Consider the following 14,865-nt stretch of genomic DNA (forward strand, 5'->3'; position numbering starts at 1 on the left):
GCGAGGAGCAAAATGACGTCCCAGCATGCCTACCTCGTGGGGCTGCATCTGTCCGGCAAGAAGGTCGTGGTCGTGGGTGCCGGCAGCGTCGCCCAGCGCCGCCTGCCGCTGCTGATCGCCAGCGGCGCCGACGTCCACGTCGTGGCACCCGCCGCGACCCCGGTGGTCGAAGCACTCGTCGACAACCCCGACGGCACCGGCATCACCTTTATCTCGCGGGAATTCCAGAACGACGATCTCGACGGTGCCTGGTACGTCCTGGCCGCGACCGACGATGACGCCGTCAACGCCGCGGTGGCCGCGGAAGCCGACCGGCGCCGAATCTTCTGCGTCCGCGCCGACGCCGGCCAGGAAGGATCGGCGGTGACCCCGGCGTCTTTCGAGTACGACGGCCTGACGGTCGGTGTGCTGGCCGGCGGTGAGCACCGGCGCTCGGCGGCGCTGCGTACCGCCATCCACGAGGCGCTGCAGCGCGGCGCCATCGGCGACGCCGCCGAACCCGACAGCTACCGCGGTGTGGCGCTCGTCGGCGGTGGCCCGGGGGACCCCGAGCTGATCACCGTCCGCGGTCGCCGGCTGCTGGCCCACGCCGACGTGGTGGTGGCCGACCGGCTGGCCCCGCAGGAGCTGCTCGCCGAACTCGGCCCGCACGTCGAGGTGATCGACGCCGCCAAGATTCCGTACGGCCGGGCGATGGCCCAGGACGCGATCAACGCTGTCCTGATCGACCGGGCCAAGGAAGGCAAGTTCGTGGTCCGGCTCAAAGGCGGTGACCCGTTCGTCTTCGCGCGCGGCTATGAAGAGGTGCTGGCATGCGCCGACGCCGGCATTCCGGTCACCGTCGTACCCGGTGTGACCAGCGCCATAGCGGTTCCGGCTCTCGCCGGCGTTCCCGTCACCCACCGGGCCGTCACGCACGAATTCGTGGTGGTCAGCGGCCACGTCGCGCCCGGGCACCCGGAATCGTTAGTGAATTGGGACGCACTAGCCGCGATGCGCGGCACGATCGTGCTGCTGATGGCCGTCGAGCGCATCGAGCTTTTCGCGAAGGTTCTGCTGCAAGGCGGCCGACCTGCGGAAACACCGGTACTGGTGGTTCAACACGGGACGACGGCGGCACAGCAGACGCTGCAGACCACGCTCGTCGACGCGGCGGAGGACATCCGTTCCGAGGGTATCCGACCCCCCGCGATCATCGTGATCGGGGACGTCGCGGCCTTCGCAGGGTTAAAGAAATCTTAAGATTACTGTAAGGTAGCTTTCCATGACGGCTCTCAACGACGCTGAGCGCACCGCCATGGCACACAGCCGCCGCGAACCGCTCACGATTCACGTGGGGCAGACCGAGGACGAACGAAAGAGCTGGTATCCAGCTTGGCTTCCGTCCCCCCGCTTTCTTTCCGCGGTCATCGCCATCGGTGGCATGCAGCTGCTGGCCACGATGGACAGCACCGTCGCCATCGTTGCCCTTCCTAAGATTCAGGACGAGCTCGGGCTTTCCGATGCCGGCCGCAGCTGGGTGATCACTGCTTATGTGCTGACGTTCGGTGGTCTGATGCTGCTCGGTGGCCGCCTCGGCGACACCATCGGCCGCAAGCGCACCTTCATCGTCGGTGTCGCGCTCTTCACCATCGCTTCCATCCTGTGCGGTGTCGCGTGGGACGAGACGACCCTGGTCATCGCCCGGCTGCTGCAGGGTGTCGGTTCGGCGATCGCCTCGCCGACCGGCCTGGCGCTCGTCGCCACCACCTTCCCGAAGGGTCCGGCCCGAAACGCCGCCACCGCGATCTTCGCGGCCATGACCGGCGTCGGCTCGGTGATGGGCCTCGTCGTCGGCGGCGCGCTGACGGTGTTCTCGTGGCGCTACGCGTTCCTGGTGAACGTGCCGATCGGCCTCGTCATGATCTACCTGGCCCGCACCACGCTGACCGAGACGTCCCGCGAGCGCATGAAGCTCGACGCGGCCGGCGCCATCCTGGCGACCCTGGCCTGCACCGCGGCGGTGTTCGGCTTCTCGATGGGGCCGGAGAAGGGCTGGCTGTCCCCGCTGACGCTGGGCTCCGGCGCCGCGGCGGCCGTGCTGTTCCTGGCGTTCCTGTTCGTCGAGCGCAGCGCCGAGCACCCCGTCGTGCCGTTCAGCCTGTTCCGGGACCGCAACCGCGTGGCCACCTTCGCCGCGGTCTTCCTCGCCGGTGGCGTGATGTTCACGCTGACCGTCCTGATCGGCCTGTACGTGCAGGACATCATGGGCTACAGCGCGCTGAAGGCCGGCATCGGCTTCATCCCGTTCGTCATCGCGCTCGGCATCGGTCTGGGCCTGTCGTCGCAGCTGGTGGCGATGTTCTCGCCGCGCGTGCTGGTGATCGCCGGCGGCATCCTGGTGCTCGCCGCGATGATCTACGGGTCCACCCTCAACGGCGGTATCCCGTACTTCCCGAACCTCGTCATCCCGATCACCGTCGGTGGTTTCGGTATCGGCATGATCGTGGTGCCGCTGACCGTCTCGGCCATCGCCGGCGTCGCGCTGAGCGACATCGGCCCGCTGTCGGCCATCGCGCTGATGCTGCAGAACCTGGGTGGGCCGGTCGTGCTGGCCGTCATCCAGGCCGTCATCACGTCGCGCACGCTGTACCTCGGCGGGACCACCGGTCCGGTCGCCAAGATGAACGCCGCGCAGCACACGGCCCTCGACCACGGTTACACCTACGGCCTGCTCTGGGTCGCCGCGGTGGCGGTGATCGTCGGCGTGGTGTCGCTGTTCATCACCTACACCGCCGACGAGGTTGCGGCGGCGCAGGACACCAAGGAAGCGCTGGACGCCGGCGAGCTGTAGCTCGATCTCGACGTAGCTTCCTGGAGGATCGGCGTGCCTTCGTTCGTCACCCATGCGTCGCTGACGCATGGGTGGCTTCCGTTTCTGATCCAGCTACTGACTTTCGCGGCGCTGTGCTGTGCGGTCGGGCGGCGGTCGCGGCAGTGGAGCATCAGCCGGCTGCCGTGGGCACTCGCGGTCGGCGTCGCGTGCGCGGCCGGTCTGTACTGGTACATCACCTCGCTCGGTATCGCCGGCGACCCGGCCCCGGTACTGCTGTGGATCTGGACGGCGCTCGGCGGGTTCGCCGCCACGGTCCTGATCCTCGGCTGGCGCGGATCCCCCTGGCGGCGCCGCGGGGTGGCCCTGCTCGCGGTGCCCCTGTGCGCACTCTGCGCGCTGCTGATGATGAATGTCTGGGTCGGGTATTTCCCGACCGCGTACGTGGCGTGGCACAAGTTCACCGTCGGCAAGGTGCCCGACGAGGTGGACCGCTGGACGGTCACGGCCATGCAGCTCAAAGGCATCCGGCCGCCGCGCGGTGTCGTGGTGCCCATCGTGACCACCTCGCAGGAATCGAACTTCACGCACCGCGCCGAACTCGTCTACCTGCCACCGGCATGGTTCGCGAGCAATCCGCCGCCGCAGCTGCCGACGGTGATGATGATCGGCTCGCAGCTGAACACCCCGGCGGACTGGATCTGGGCCGGCAACGCCAAGGCCACGATCGACAACTACGCGGCGGCCCACGGCGGTGAGGCGCCGGTGTTCGTCTTCGCCGACGCCACCGGCTCGTTCAACAACGACACCGAATGCGTCAACGGCAGCCACGGCAATTCGTCGGTCCACCTGACCAAAGAGGTCGTTCCGTATCTCATCTCGAACTTCGGCGTCAGTCCCAAGCCGGAGAAGTGGGGCATCGTCGGCTGGTCCATGGGCGGCACCTGCGCGGTGCAGCTCACGACGCGCCACCCCAACCTGTTCAGCGCGTTCGTCGACATCGCCGGCGACCTGAGCCCGAATATCGGCAGCAAAGACCAGACCATCGCCAAGCTCTACGGGGGTGACGCGGCCAAATGGGCCGAGTTCGATCCGAGCACCGTGATGCGGCAGTACGGCCGGTACCACGGCATCTCCGGGTTGTTCGAGATCCCCGGCACCGTCGCGGCCTGCCACGCACCCGGCCCCGGTGTGCCGCGCGATGCGCGGGCGAATCCGGAGGGCCAGGACATCGCGGCCGGCACCTTGTGCGAAATCGCCCAGCAGCACGGCATCAACGCCGACATCCGGGCCCTGCTCGGCCTGCACGACTGGGGCTTCGCCAACGAGGCCTTCGCGGATTCGCTGCCGTGGGTGGCAGGCAAGCTGCGCACGCCGGGAGCCGCGGCACCGCCCGGCTCGCACGCCGTCCCGACGCTGTAAGGGCCGTCCGCATCTTCGCCCGGTGGCCGGCGCTCCAGGTTGCGCTGCTATTGATGGTGCATGACTGCAATGCGAGCCCGAGCTGTGATCGCGGCGGCTGTGCTCGCCGCAACGGTGATCACCGGATGCCAGCGCCCGCCGGCTCCCGGGCCACAGGCCGGTGCGCTGACGGGCGCCCCGATCCTCAACACCGTCACCGCGCAGGCCGTGGTGCGGGACATGGGTGCCGCGGGCCTGCCGGTGGCCAACCCGCGGGATGTGGCCAAGCAGAAATGCCCCGACATCAAGTGCATCGAGGCCATCGAGACCGACACCGTGACGGTGCTGGTGTTCTCCACGACCGGCGCGGCCGAAGGGTATGCGGGAGCGACGCCGGGCACGTTCCAGGCGATGAACATCGTCCTGCAGTTCGGCCCGACGGTCACCGTGGCGGACAAGACCGCATACGAGCGGGTGGTGAACAAAGCGCTGCTCTGAGGACCTCTCACGCGCCGCAGTGCTATGCATGAGGCATGACCGCCAGGGGGTTCGACATGGTCGCGGGGGCCGAATCATGATGCAGCGGCAGGAGATTTCGGATGCGGTAAACCCGCTGGGGTGGCGCCTGGTGCTCGGTGCCGTCTGCACGGAGGTGCCGGTGGCCGGCTTGGCCGCGGCGGCGGCGCTCGCGGCCGTGGTGGTCGAGGAGACCGGCCCAGAGGCGCAGGGCCACTTGACCGTCGACGTTCGCGCCGACCGGATCGTCATGCGGCTGTGCTCGGCCGACGGGGTCACCGCGCACGACATCGCGCTGGCACGCCGCATCTCTGAATCACTCGCCGAGCGCGGCGCGGCGTCCACGCCGGGCGATGTCGCGGTACAGGCGATCGAGATCGCGATCGACGCCATGGACATCCCCGCGGTGCGCCCGTTCTGGAAGGCCGTCACCGGCTACGTCGACGAAGCGGGGCCGTCGGATCTGAGCGGGGGACTCGTCGATCCCACCGGCCGTGGCCCCGCTCTGTGGTTCCAGCAGATGGATGTGCCACGGCCGCAACGCAATCGCATCCACCTCGACGTCGACGTCCCGCACGACCGGGCGTCCGCACGCATCGACGCGGCACTGGCGGCGGGCGGGGTGCTGCTCAGTGACCGAGCGGCACCCGCGTTCTGGGTGCTCGCCGACGCCGAAGGCAACGAGGTGTGTGTCTGCACCTGGCAGGGCCGCGATTAAGCTGGCCACCCGTGATCACCCGCATGTCCGAGCTGTTCCTGCGCACGCTGCGCGACGACCCCGCCGACGCCGAAGTGCCGAGCCACAAGCTGCTGATCCGGGCCGGCTACGTCCGCCCGATCGCGCCCGGCCTGTACAGCTGGCTGCCGCTGGGCCTGAAGGTGCTGCGCAAGATCGAGGACGTCATCCGCAGCGAGATGAACGCCATCGGCGCACAGGAGATCCTCTTCCCGGCGCTGCTGCCGCGGGCCCCCTACGAGGCCACCGACCGCTGGACCGAGTACGGCGACAACCTGTTCCGCCTGCAGGACCGCCGCAAGAACGACTACCTGCTGGGGCCCACCCACGAGGAGATGTTCACCCTGACGGTCAAGGGTGAGTACTCGTCCTACAAGGACTTCCCGCTGCGGCTGTACCAAATCCAGACCAAGTACCGCGACGAGGCCCGCCCGCGTGCCGGCATCCTCCGTGGCCGCGAGTTCATCATGAAGGACTCGTACTCGTTCGACATCGACGACAGCGGACTCAAGGACGCCTACCACGCTCACCGCGAGGCCTATCAGCGCATCTTCGACCGGCTGGCGGTCAAGTACGTCATCGTGTCCGCGGTGTCGGGCGCCATGGGCGGCAGTGCCTCCGAGGAGTTCCTGGCCGAGAGCGAGGTCGGTGAGGACACCTTCGTGCGCTGCCTGCAGTCCGGCTACGCGGCCAACGTCGAAGCCGTCGTCACCGCGGTGCCCGATTCGCTGCCGATCGAGGGCCAGCCCGAGGCCGTCGTCTACGACACGCCGGACGCCCCGACCATCGCCACCCTGGTGGAGTGGGCCAACACGGCCGGCCTTGGCCGGGAGATCACCGCCGCCGACACACTGAAGAACGTGCTGCTGAAGGTGCGCCAGCCGGGCGGGGAGTGGGAACTGCTGGGCATCGGCGTGCCCGGCGACCGCGAGATCGACGAAAAGCGCCTGGCCGCGGCGCTCGAGCCCGCCGAGTACGCGCTGCTCGACGACGCCGACTTCGCCGCCAACCCGTTCCTCGTGAAGGGCTACGTGGGCCCGAAAGCCTTGCTGGAGAACGGCATTCGATTCCTGGTGGACCCGCGCATCGTCGACGGTTCGTCGTGGATCACCGGCGCCGACGCGCCCAACAAGCACATCGTCGGCATGGTGGCCGGCCGCGACTTCGTCGCCGACGGCACCATCGAGGCCGCCGACGTCCGCGACGGTGACCCCTCGCCCGACGGCGCCGGGCCGCTGGTGTCGGCGCGTGGCATCGAGATCGGGCACGTCTTTCAGCTGGGCCGCAAGTACACCGATGCGTTCAGCGCCGATGTCCTCGGCGAGAACGGCAAGCCGGTGCGGCTGACCATGGGCTCCTACGGCATCGGTGTCTCGCGCATGGTCGCGGTGATCGCCGAGCAGCACCACGACGAGCTCGGCCTGCGCTGGCCGTCGTCGGTGTCGCCGTTCGACCTGCACCTGGTCATCGCCAACAAGGACGCCGAAGCCCGCACCGGCGCGACCGAGCTGGCCGGCGAACTCGACCGACTCGGCCTGGACGTGCTCCTCGACGACCGCACCTCGTCGCCGGGCGTGAAGTTCAAGGACGCCGAGCTGCTGGGTGTGCCGTGGATCGTCGTGGTCGGCCGCGGCTGGGCCGACGGCACCGTCGAGCTGCGCAACCGCTTCACCGGTGAGAAGACCGAGGTGCCGGTCGACGGCGCCGCGGCGGCGATCACGGCCGCGCTGGCGGGGTAGGCCTCGTAGCCCTCGTTGTGCCGCGGATTGCGGTCACCAGGTGACTGCGATCCGCGGCGTTGCCGGCTAGGACTGCTCGGCGCCGCCGGGGAACGCCACGACGGCCGGCGTCATGCCGAGGGCTGCGCGCCACTGGGCGGCCAGCACCGCGCAGTCGGTGAGGGCCTTGACGGCCAGCGTCCGGTCCTCGGTGGTGGTGGCCTGCTCGGCCACGGCGCGCCACGCGACGGCGGTCTCCTCTTCCATCTGCAGCGCCAGCTTGCTCGCGTCCGCCGGATTGTTCGCGTCGATGGGGAGCTGATAGCCCGCGGCCGGCAGCGGAGCCGGCACCGACCGTCCGGCCAGCGCGGTGATGCCGGCTTCACGGTTGGCGCGGTGCTTGGCCATGGCCTCGGCCACCAGATCGTTGACGTCGGGTGTGGTGTGCGCGGACACCAGGCCGTAGCCGTAGATGGTGCCGTGTTCGGTGGCGATCGCGTCGTACAGCGCGGCGTCGGCAGCGCTGCCCGGGCGGGTCGGGGTGGGTTGCGGGCTGGTCATGGCGCGGCCTGTCCGGCGAGGGTGACGGTGTGCGCCGCCGTGCACGCGGCGGCGATCGAGGCCAGCAGCCCGGCCCGGTAACCCGATTGGCCGGCCGCAGCGCGGCCCGCACTGTCGGCGGCCTGTTCCAGCGCTGCCACGACTTCCTGAGGTGTCGGGGGTGCCGGCGGCGGGGTGGCGCCAGGCGTCGGCGACGCGGCGGCGGAGGTCTCGGTGGTGGACGACGGCGCGGCTGACGGCGGGTTGCCCATCCGGGTCAGTTCGTCGGACAGCGCGCGAGCGTGCGCGTCCCGGAGTGCCGCGACGGCCGTCAGCGCCGGCGCCAGTTGCGGCGGTACGCCGGTGGCGGCGGACGCGGCCAGTCGGCTGTCGCGACGGGCCCGGTCGAGTTCGGCGGTCAGGATGTCCAGGGCGGGATCGCGCTGCGGTGCCGACCCGCAGGCCGACGCCGCGCCGCCGAGCAGCGCCAGAGCCGCCGTGCCCAACAGGACACGCCGTCGGCTGACGGTGGTTTCGGTGTGCGGCACAGCCACATCCTGCCATTGCGGACACCGGCCGCCGGGCACCGCGGCGCCGGATGTTCTCCGGTGCCGCGATCGCGATTGCCATTCGGCCATGCGCTGCTGGCGTATCGTTGGTACCGGGTTCACCCTTCTGGGGGCCCTGTCCGCACAACTCAAGATGAGGAGCTCGCCGTGGCCCGGGACACGCCGGAACGACCGCTGCCACCCAGTCGGTTACCGACCACAGGCCAAGTGCTTGAGCTGCTCAGCAGTGCTTTTGCGGACGCCGGATACGACATCGAAGATGTGCGGGTGGACGCTGCCGCGCGGCCCCCGCGCATCGTCGTGGTGGCCGACGGCGACTCGGGTCTGGACCTCGACGCCGTCGCCGACCTCTCGCGCCTCGCATCCGAGCTGCTGGACCAGGTGACCGCCGATTCCGAGCCGTATGTGCTGGAGGTCACCTCGCCCGGCGTGGAGCGCCCGCTGACCGCGGAGCGGCACTACCGCCGCGCCCGTGGTCGCAAGGTCGAGCTGACCCTGGCCGACGGCACGTCGCTGACGGGCCGGCTGGGCGAGCACGACGGCAGCGCGATCCAACTGGTCGTCGCCAACCGCGGGGTGCTGTCGGTGCAGACCGTCGCGCTCGCGGACATTACGAAAGCTGTTGTACAGGTTGAATTTTCACCACCCAATCGCCGGGAACTGGAGCTGGCGGGTATGACCGGAGAGGGGGCCGACGGATGAATATCGACATGGCGGCACTGCATGCCATCGAGGCGGACAAGGGAATCAGCGTCGACGTCGTCGTCGACACGATCAAGACGGCGCTGCTGACCGCGTACCGGCACACCGAAGGGCACGAGCCCGACGCGTACATCGACATCGACCGCAAGTCGGGCATCGTGCGGGTGATCGCGCGCCAGACCGACACCGACGGGACCGTCATCCACGAGTGGGACGACACCCCCGAGGGATTCGGCCGGATCGCGGCGACCACCGCGCGTCAGGTGATCCTGCAGCGGTTGCGCGATGCGGAGAACGAGAAGAACTACGGCGAGTTCTCGGCGCGTGAGGGCGACATCGTCGCCGGCGTCATCCAGCGCGACGCGCGGGCCAACGCCCGCGGCCTCGTGGTGGTGCGGGTCGGTACGGAGGCCAAGGGCTCCGAAGGCGTGATCCCGGCCGCCGAGCAGGTGCCGGGGGAGAGCTACGTGCACGGCGACCGCGTGCGCTGCTACGTCGTCGGGGTCACCCGCGGCGCCCGCGAACCCGTCATCACGCTGTCGCGGACCCACCCGAACCTGGTGCGCAAGCTCTTCTCGCTGGAGGTCCCCGAGATCGCCGACGAGTCGGTCGAGATCGTCGCGGTGGCGCGTGAGGCCGGCCACCGGTCCAAGATCGCGGTCGCGTCGCGCGTGCCGGGGCTGAACGCCAAGGGCGCCTGCATCGGCCCGATGGGTCAGCGCGTGCGCAACGTGATGAGCGAGCTCTCGGGCGAGAAGATCGACATCATCGACTACGACGAGGACCCGGCGAAGTTCGTCGCCAACGCCCTGTCGCCGGCCAAGGTCGTGTCGGTGACGGTGATCGACGAGGCGCAGCGCGCGGCGCGGGTCGTGGTGCCCGATTTCCAGCTGTCGCTGGCGATCGGCAAGGAGGGCCAGAACGCCCGCCTGGCGGCGCGTCTCACCGGGTGGCGCATCGACATCCGTAGCGACGCAGACGGTCAGGGGGCAGACGCCGGCGGCCGGTCGACGGGCCACGGTGCCGGCCGCGACCGCTGAGGCCAAAACCCGCAGTTACCGGCGGCGTGTCGGGGCCGCGACCGCGATTGAAGTCCAAGGGCCCCGAGACGGTAGACTGCACTGTGATCCAGCGCGAGACTCCGACAGCTCCGGTGCGTACCTGCATCGGCTGCCGGAAACGAGAGCTGGCCGTCGACTTGCTTCGAGTGGCAGCTGTACGCGACGGGGACGGTAAATGCGTCGTCTCGGTCGATTCAGCGGGTAACCTGCCGGGTCGGGGTGCGTGGTTGCACCCGGTTCAGCAGTGCCTCGACGCGGCAGTTCGGCGGCGAGCATTCGCCCGAGCGTTGCGCATCACCGGTTCGCCGGACACCTCTGCGGTCGAAGAGTTCTTCAGTGCCTTACCCGCCTGACGGACCCGGAACGCCACAGCAAGAGAACAGGTAGCGAAGAACATGAGCACACCGTGAAGTCCCGATGACCATGCGTCATAGCTAAACCGAGGCGCGGCCTACCCACCGCTGACGCCTCACGACGAGGAGAGAAGTGGCAGCAGGTAAGGCACGCGTACACGAGTTGGCAAAAGAACTCGGTGTCACCAGCAAGGAAGTGCTCGCCCGACTGAGCGAACAGGGCGAATTCGTGAAATCTGCGTCCTCCACAGTGGAGGCGCCCGTCGCACGCCGGTTGCGTGAAGCCTTCGGCGGCGGCAAGCCCGCCAAGTCCGAGGCGCCGGCCGCCCCCGCGGCCGCCAAGCCGTCGGGCGCCCCGAAGCCCGGCGCCCCGAAGCCGGCCCCCGCAGCGGCACCTGCCGCGCCTGCAGCCCCGGCCCCGGCCGCGGCTGCTCCGGCACCCGCAGCGCCCGCACCGGCAGCTCCGACCCCCGGTGGACCCAAGCCCGGCGCACCCCGGCCCGCGGCTCCGCAGCCCCAGGCCCCGGCTCCTGCCGCGCCGGCAGCGTCGGCCGCCCCGGCGGCTCCGGCCCAGCCGCGTCCGGCCACCCCGGGTGCAACCCCGGGTCCGCGGCCCGGCGCACCCAAGCCGGCCCCGCGGGCTCCGCGCGTCGGCAACAACCCGTTCTCATCCCAGCAGCCGGTCGAACGCCCGGCCCCGCGTCCGGCTCCCGGTCCCGGTGGCCCGCGTCCGGGCCCCGGCGCCGGTGGTCCCCGTCCGGGCGGTGGCCCGCGTCCGGGTGTCACGCCGGGCAACATGCCCCCGCGTCCGCCAGGTGCCCGTCCGGGTGCCGTCGGTCGTCCGGGTGGTCCGCGTCCCGGCCCCGGTGGCGGTCCGCGTCCCGGTGGTGGCCCTCGTCCCGGCGGTGCCGGTGGCGGCGGTAACTACCGCGGCGGTGGCGCCGGTGGTGGCGCAGGTGCCGGTGCCGGTGGTGGCTTCCGTGGCCGTCCCGGTGGTGGCGGTGCTCCCGGTGGCGGTGGCCCCGGTGGCGGCGGTCGTCCGGGTCAGCGCGGCGGTGCCGCGGGTGCCTTCGGGCGTCCCGGTGGCGCACCCCGTCGTGGCCGTAAGTCGAAGCGCGCAAAACGCGCCGAATACGAGAACATGCAGGCCCCGATCGTCGGTGGCGTGCGGTTGCCGCACGGCAACGGCGAGGTCATCCGCCTCGCTCGCGGTGCGTCGCTGAGCGACTTCGCCGAGAAGATCAACGCCAACCCGGCTTCGCTGGTGCAGGCGCTGTTCAACCTGGGCGAGATGGTGACCGCCACCCAGTCGGTGGGTGACGACACCCTCGAGCTGCTGGGCAGCGAGATGAACTACGTCGTGCAGGTCGTGTCCCCGGAGGACGAGGACCGCGAGCTGCTCGAGTCGTTCGACCTGACCTACGGCGAGGACGCCGGCGACGAGGACGACCTGGCCAGCCGGCCCCCGGTGGTCACCGTCATGGGCCACGTCGACCACGGTAAGACGCGACTGCTCGACACGATCCGTAAGGCGAACGTCCGTGAGGGCGAAGCCGGTGGCATCACCCAGCACATCGGCGCCTACCAGGTGCTGACCGAGCTGGACGGCAACGAGCGTCTGGTGACGTTCATCGACACCCCGGGTCACGAGGCGTTCACCGCCATGCGTGCCCGTGGTGCCAAGGCCACCGACATCGCGATCCTCGTGGTCGCCGCCGACGACGGCGTCATGCCGCAGACGGTGGAGGCCATCAACCACGCTCAGGCCGCTGATGTGCCGATCGTGGTGGCGGTCAACAAGATCGACAAGGAAGGCGCGGATCCGCAGAAGATCCGGGCGCAGCTGACCGAGTACAACCTGGTGGCCGAGGATTACGGCGGCGACACCATGTTCGTGGACATCTCGGCCAAGCAGGGCACCAACATCGACGGTCTGCTCGAAGCCGTGCTGCTGACGGCGGACGCTTCGCTGGACCTGCGGGCCAACCCCGACATGGAGGCCCAGGGTGTGGCCATCGAGGCGCACCTGGACCGCGGTCGCGGCCCGGTCGCCACGGTGCTGGTGCAGCGCGGCACGCTGCGCGTCGGTGACTCGGTGGTCGCCGGTGACGCCTACGGCCGCGTCCGCCGCATGGTCGACGAGCACGGCGAGGACGTCGAAGAGGCGTTCCCGTCGCGTCCGGTCCAGGTCATCGGTTTCACCTCGGTGCCCGGCGCCGGCGACAACTTCCTGGTCGTCGACGAAGACCGCATCGCCCGCCAGATCGCCGACCGGCGCAGCGCGCGTAAGCGCAATGCGCTGGCCGCACGTTCGCGCAAGCGCATCAGCCTGGAAGACCTGGATTCGGCGCTGAAGGAAACCAGCCAGCTGAACCTGATCCTGAAGGGCGACAACTCGGGCACCGTCGAGGCGCTCGAGGAGGCCTTGATGGGCATCCAGATCGACGACGAGGTGGAACTGCGCGTCATCGACCGCGGTGTCGGTGGCGTCACCGAGACCAACGTCAACCTGGCGTCGGCGTCGGATGCGATCATCATCGGCTTCAACGTTCGTGCCGAGGGCAAGGCGACGGAGCTGGCGAACCGCGAGGGCGTGGAGATCCGGTACTACTCGGTGATCTACCAGGCCATCGACGAGATCGAGAGCGCGCTCAAGGGCATGCTCAAGCCGGTCTACGAGGAGAAGGAGCTCGGCCGCGCCGAGATCCGCGCCATCTTCCGGTCGTCGAAGGTCGGCAACATCGCTGGTTGCCTCGTGCAGTCGGGCATCATGCGGCGTAACGCCAAGGCCCGCCTGCTGCGCGACAACATCGTCATCGCCGAGAACCTCACGGTGTCTTCGCTCAAGCGCGAGAAGGACGACGCCACCGAGGTGCGCGAAGGTTACGAATGCGGTCTGACGCTGACCTACAACGACATCAAGGAAGGCGACGTCATCGAGACGTACGAACTCGTCGAGAAGGCTCGTACCTAGGTGGCGGATCCAGCACGCGCCAAGCGATTGGCCAAGCGCATTTCGACGATCGTCGCCTCGGCGATCGAGTACGAGATCAAGGATCCGCGGCTCGACGGCGTGACGATCACCGATGCCAAGATGACCGGTGATCTGCACGACGCGACGCTGTACTACACCGTGATCGGGACCAGCCTCGACGAGGAGCCGGACTACGCCGGCGTCGCGGCTGCCCTGGAGAAGGCCAAGGGCGCGTTGCGCTCGAAAGTCGGTGCGGGAACCGGGGTTCGGTTCACGCCCACGCTGACTTTCGAGCGCGACACCGTGCCGGATGCGGCTCTGAAGATGGAGGAGCTGCTGGCCCGGGCCCGCGCCGCGGACGCGGACGTGGCCCGGATCCGGGAAGGTGCCACGCACGCCGGTGACGCCGATCCGTACCGTGTGGTGGGGGACAGCGATTCCGAGGATGCAGGTGACCGCGATCGAACCGACGACTGAGATTCGGCCGCACGGCGCGCGGGTTGACGCGCGCGGTGCGGCTGATCTGCTCGGTGCGGTCGAGAGCGTGAGCGTGGTTGCCCACGTCTACCCCGACGCCGACACCATCGGGGCGGGCCTCGCGCTCGCATTGGTGCTCAGCGAGGCCGGTAAGGACGTGCAGGTCGGCTTTGCCGCCCCGGCGACCGTGCCGGAATCGCTGCAGACCCTGCCCGGTGGGCACCTGCTGGTGCCGCCGGACCAGATGCGTCCGGACGCCGACCTGGTGGTCACCGTCGACATCCCGAGTGTGAACCGGCTGGGGTCGCTGGCCAAGCTGGCCGATCCCGGACGGCAGGTGCTGGTGATCGATCACCACGCCTCGAACCGGTTGTTCGGCACCGCGAATTACGTTGACCCGTCGGCAGATTCGACCACCATGCTGGTGGCCGAGCTGCTGGACGCCTGGGGCAAGCCGATCGAACTGCCGGTGGCGCACTGCCTGTACGCCGGCCTGACCACCGACACCGGCTCGTTCCGGTGGGCCAGCGCCCGCGCGTACCGGCTCGCGGCGCGGCTGCTCGACATCGGCGTCGACAACGCCGCCGTCAGCCGCGCCCTGCTCGACACGCACCCGTACTCGTGGCTGCCCATGCTGTCCCGCGTGCTGTCGACGGCGTGCCTGGTGCCCGAGGCCGCCGGCGGCAAGGGTCTGGTGTACGCCGTGGTGTCGCACCAGGAGTACGCGGCGGCGCGATCGGAAGAGGTCGAGAGCATCGTCGACATCGTGCGCACCACATCCGAGGCCGAGGTGGCCGCGGTGCTCAAGGAGATCGAGCCGGGGCAGTGGTCGGTGTCCCTGCGCGCCAAGACCGAGGTCGACGTGTCTGTGCTGGCGAGCTCCTTCGGCGGCGGTGGCCACCGGTTCGCGGCGGGCTACTCGCCCACCGGAACCGCCGGCGACGTCGTCGCGGCCCTCGTCGCCGCCCTCTCTTGATCCCTCTCCCCGTGCCCGTGCCCTTGCCCG

Annotated in this window: 14 protein-coding genes; 12 read left to right on the plus strand and 2 right to left on the minus strand. The window is 69.8% G+C overall.

Annotation, left to right across the window (positions count from 1 at the left end; translation table 11 throughout):
- Positions 1 to 12: 12 nt before the first annotated feature.
- The 6 genes from cobA (at position 13) to ACJH6J_RS09495 (ending at position 7,204) form a co-directional block, all read left to right on the plus strand.
- Positions 13 to 1,242, plus strand: coding sequence for a uroporphyrinogen-III C-methyltransferase (cobA, locus tag ACJH6J_RS09470; protein WP_406803856.1), 1,230 nt, complete (start codon positions 13 to 15; stop codon positions 1,240 to 1,242).
- Positions 1,243 to 1,297: 55 nt separating this feature from the next.
- Positions 1,298 to 2,833 carry an MFS transporter gene (locus tag ACJH6J_RS09475; protein ID WP_244872949.1) on the plus strand — a complete coding sequence of 512 codons (1,536 nt, stop codon included), beginning with the start codon at positions 1,298 to 1,300 and terminating at the stop codon, positions 2,831 to 2,833.
- Positions 2,834 to 2,866: 33 nt separating this feature from the next.
- Entirely contained in the window at positions 2,867 to 4,234 is a 1,368-nt protein-coding gene (locus ACJH6J_RS09480; protein ID WP_406803857.1) for an alpha/beta hydrolase, read from the plus strand.
- A gap of 60 nt (positions 4,235 to 4,294) precedes the next feature.
- Complete coding sequence (locus tag ACJH6J_RS09485; RefSeq protein ID WP_406803858.1) at positions 4,295 to 4,711, plus strand: hypothetical protein; 417 nt, start codon at positions 4,295 to 4,297, stop codon at positions 4,709 to 4,711.
- Positions 4,712 to 4,790: 79 nt separating this feature from the next.
- Positions 4,791 to 5,447, plus strand: a complete 657-nt coding sequence (locus tag ACJH6J_RS09490) for a VOC family protein (RefSeq protein WP_406803931.1) — start codon at positions 4,791 to 4,793, stop codon at positions 5,445 to 5,447.
- 11 nt (positions 5,448 to 5,458) lie between these two features.
- The gene (locus tag ACJH6J_RS09495; RefSeq protein WP_406803859.1) at positions 5,459 to 7,204 is read left to right on the plus strand and encodes a proline--tRNA ligase; all 1,746 of its coding nucleotides are present in this window, start codon (positions 5,459 to 5,461) and stop codon (positions 7,202 to 7,204) included.
- A 66-nt stretch (positions 7,205 to 7,270) separates the two neighbouring features.
- On the opposite strand, the gene ACJH6J_RS09500 is transcribed toward ACJH6J_RS09495, so the two are convergent.
- Both ACJH6J_RS09500 and ACJH6J_RS09505 read right to left on the minus strand, forming a co-directional pair.
- A complete protein-coding gene (locus ACJH6J_RS09500) occupies positions 7,271 to 7,744 on the minus strand; it encodes a ferritin-like domain-containing protein (RefSeq protein WP_406803860.1) in 474 nt (157 codons plus the stop codon).
- Complete coding sequence (locus ACJH6J_RS09505) at positions 7,741 to 8,271, minus strand: hypothetical protein (protein ID WP_346414927.1); 531 nt, start codon at positions 8,269 to 8,271, stop codon at positions 7,741 to 7,743. Before ACJH6J_RS09505 ends, ACJH6J_RS09500 begins: the two co-directional genes overlap by 4 nt.
- 168 nt (positions 8,272 to 8,439) lie before the next feature.
- Between ACJH6J_RS09505 and rimP the strand changes: the two genes are divergently transcribed.
- From rimP to ACJH6J_RS09535, 6 genes are all read left to right on the plus strand, one after another.
- Positions 8,440 to 8,994: a ribosome maturation factor RimP gene (gene rimP / locus ACJH6J_RS09510; protein WP_212811794.1), complete on the plus strand. Its 555-nt coding sequence runs from the start codon at positions 8,440 to 8,442 to the stop codon at positions 8,992 to 8,994.
- Positions 8,991 to 10,034: a transcription termination factor NusA gene (nusA, locus tag ACJH6J_RS09515; protein WP_346414928.1), complete on the plus strand. Its 1,044-nt coding sequence runs from the start codon at positions 8,991 to 8,993 to the stop codon at positions 10,032 to 10,034. Before rimP ends, nusA begins: the two co-directional genes overlap by 4 nt.
- Before the next feature lie 167 nt (positions 10,035 to 10,201).
- A complete protein-coding gene (locus tag ACJH6J_RS09520) occupies positions 10,202 to 10,408 on the plus strand; it encodes a DUF448 domain-containing protein (protein WP_346414929.1) in 207 nt (68 codons plus the stop codon).
- A 133-nt stretch (positions 10,409 to 10,541) separates the two neighbouring features.
- Positions 10,542 to 13,382, plus strand: coding sequence for a translation initiation factor IF-2 (infB, locus tag ACJH6J_RS09525; protein ID WP_213020313.1), 2,841 nt, complete (start codon positions 10,542 to 10,544; stop codon positions 13,380 to 13,382).
- Positions 13,383 to 13,859 carry a 30S ribosome-binding factor RbfA gene (gene rbfA / locus ACJH6J_RS09530; RefSeq protein ID WP_212811791.1) on the plus strand — a complete coding sequence of 159 codons (477 nt, stop codon included), beginning with the start codon at positions 13,383 to 13,385 and terminating at the stop codon, positions 13,857 to 13,859.
- Positions 13,828 to 14,835 (plus strand): bifunctional oligoribonuclease/PAP phosphatase NrnA, encoded by a 1,008-nt coding sequence (locus ACJH6J_RS09535; RefSeq protein ID WP_305798702.1) that lies wholly within the window; start codon positions 13,828 to 13,830, stop codon positions 14,833 to 14,835. The genes rbfA and ACJH6J_RS09535 overlap by 32 nt, the downstream gene beginning before the upstream one ends.
- The last annotated feature ends 30 nt before the right edge of the window (positions 14,836 to 14,865 follow it).

The sequence above is a fragment of the Mycobacterium sp. SMC-18 genome (genome assembly GCF_045310895.1).
Classification (GTDB): domain Bacteria; phylum Actinomycetota; class Actinomycetes; order Mycobacteriales; family Mycobacteriaceae; genus Mycobacterium.

Excerpts from the sequence above, each read along its gene's own strand:
- ACJH6J_RS09490 (WP_406803931.1), top strand. The coding sequence starts at position 4,791 with ATGCAGCGGCAGGAGATTTCGGATGCGGTAAACCCGCTGGGGTGGCGC.
- cobA (WP_406803856.1), top strand. The coding sequence starts at position 13 with ATGACGTCCCAGCATGCCTACCTCGTGGGGCTGCATCTGTCCGGCAAG.
- ACJH6J_RS09475 (WP_244872949.1), top strand. The coding sequence starts at position 1,298 with ATGGCACACAGCCGCCGCGAACCGCTCACGATTCACGTGGGGCAGACC.
- ACJH6J_RS09485 (WP_406803858.1), top strand. The coding sequence starts at position 4,295 with ATGACTGCAATGCGAGCCCGAGCTGTGATCGCGGCGGCTGTGCTCGCC.
- nusA (WP_346414928.1), top strand. The coding sequence starts at position 8,991 with ATGAATATCGACATGGCGGCACTGCATGCCATCGAGGCGGACAAGGGA.
- ACJH6J_RS09535 (WP_305798702.1), top strand. The coding sequence starts at position 13,828 with ATGCAGGTGACCGCGATCGAACCGACGACTGAGATTCGGCCGCACGGC.
- ACJH6J_RS09500 (WP_406803860.1), bottom strand. The coding sequence starts at position 7,744 with ATGACCAGCCCGCAACCCACCCCGACCCGCCCGGGCAGCGCTGCCGAC.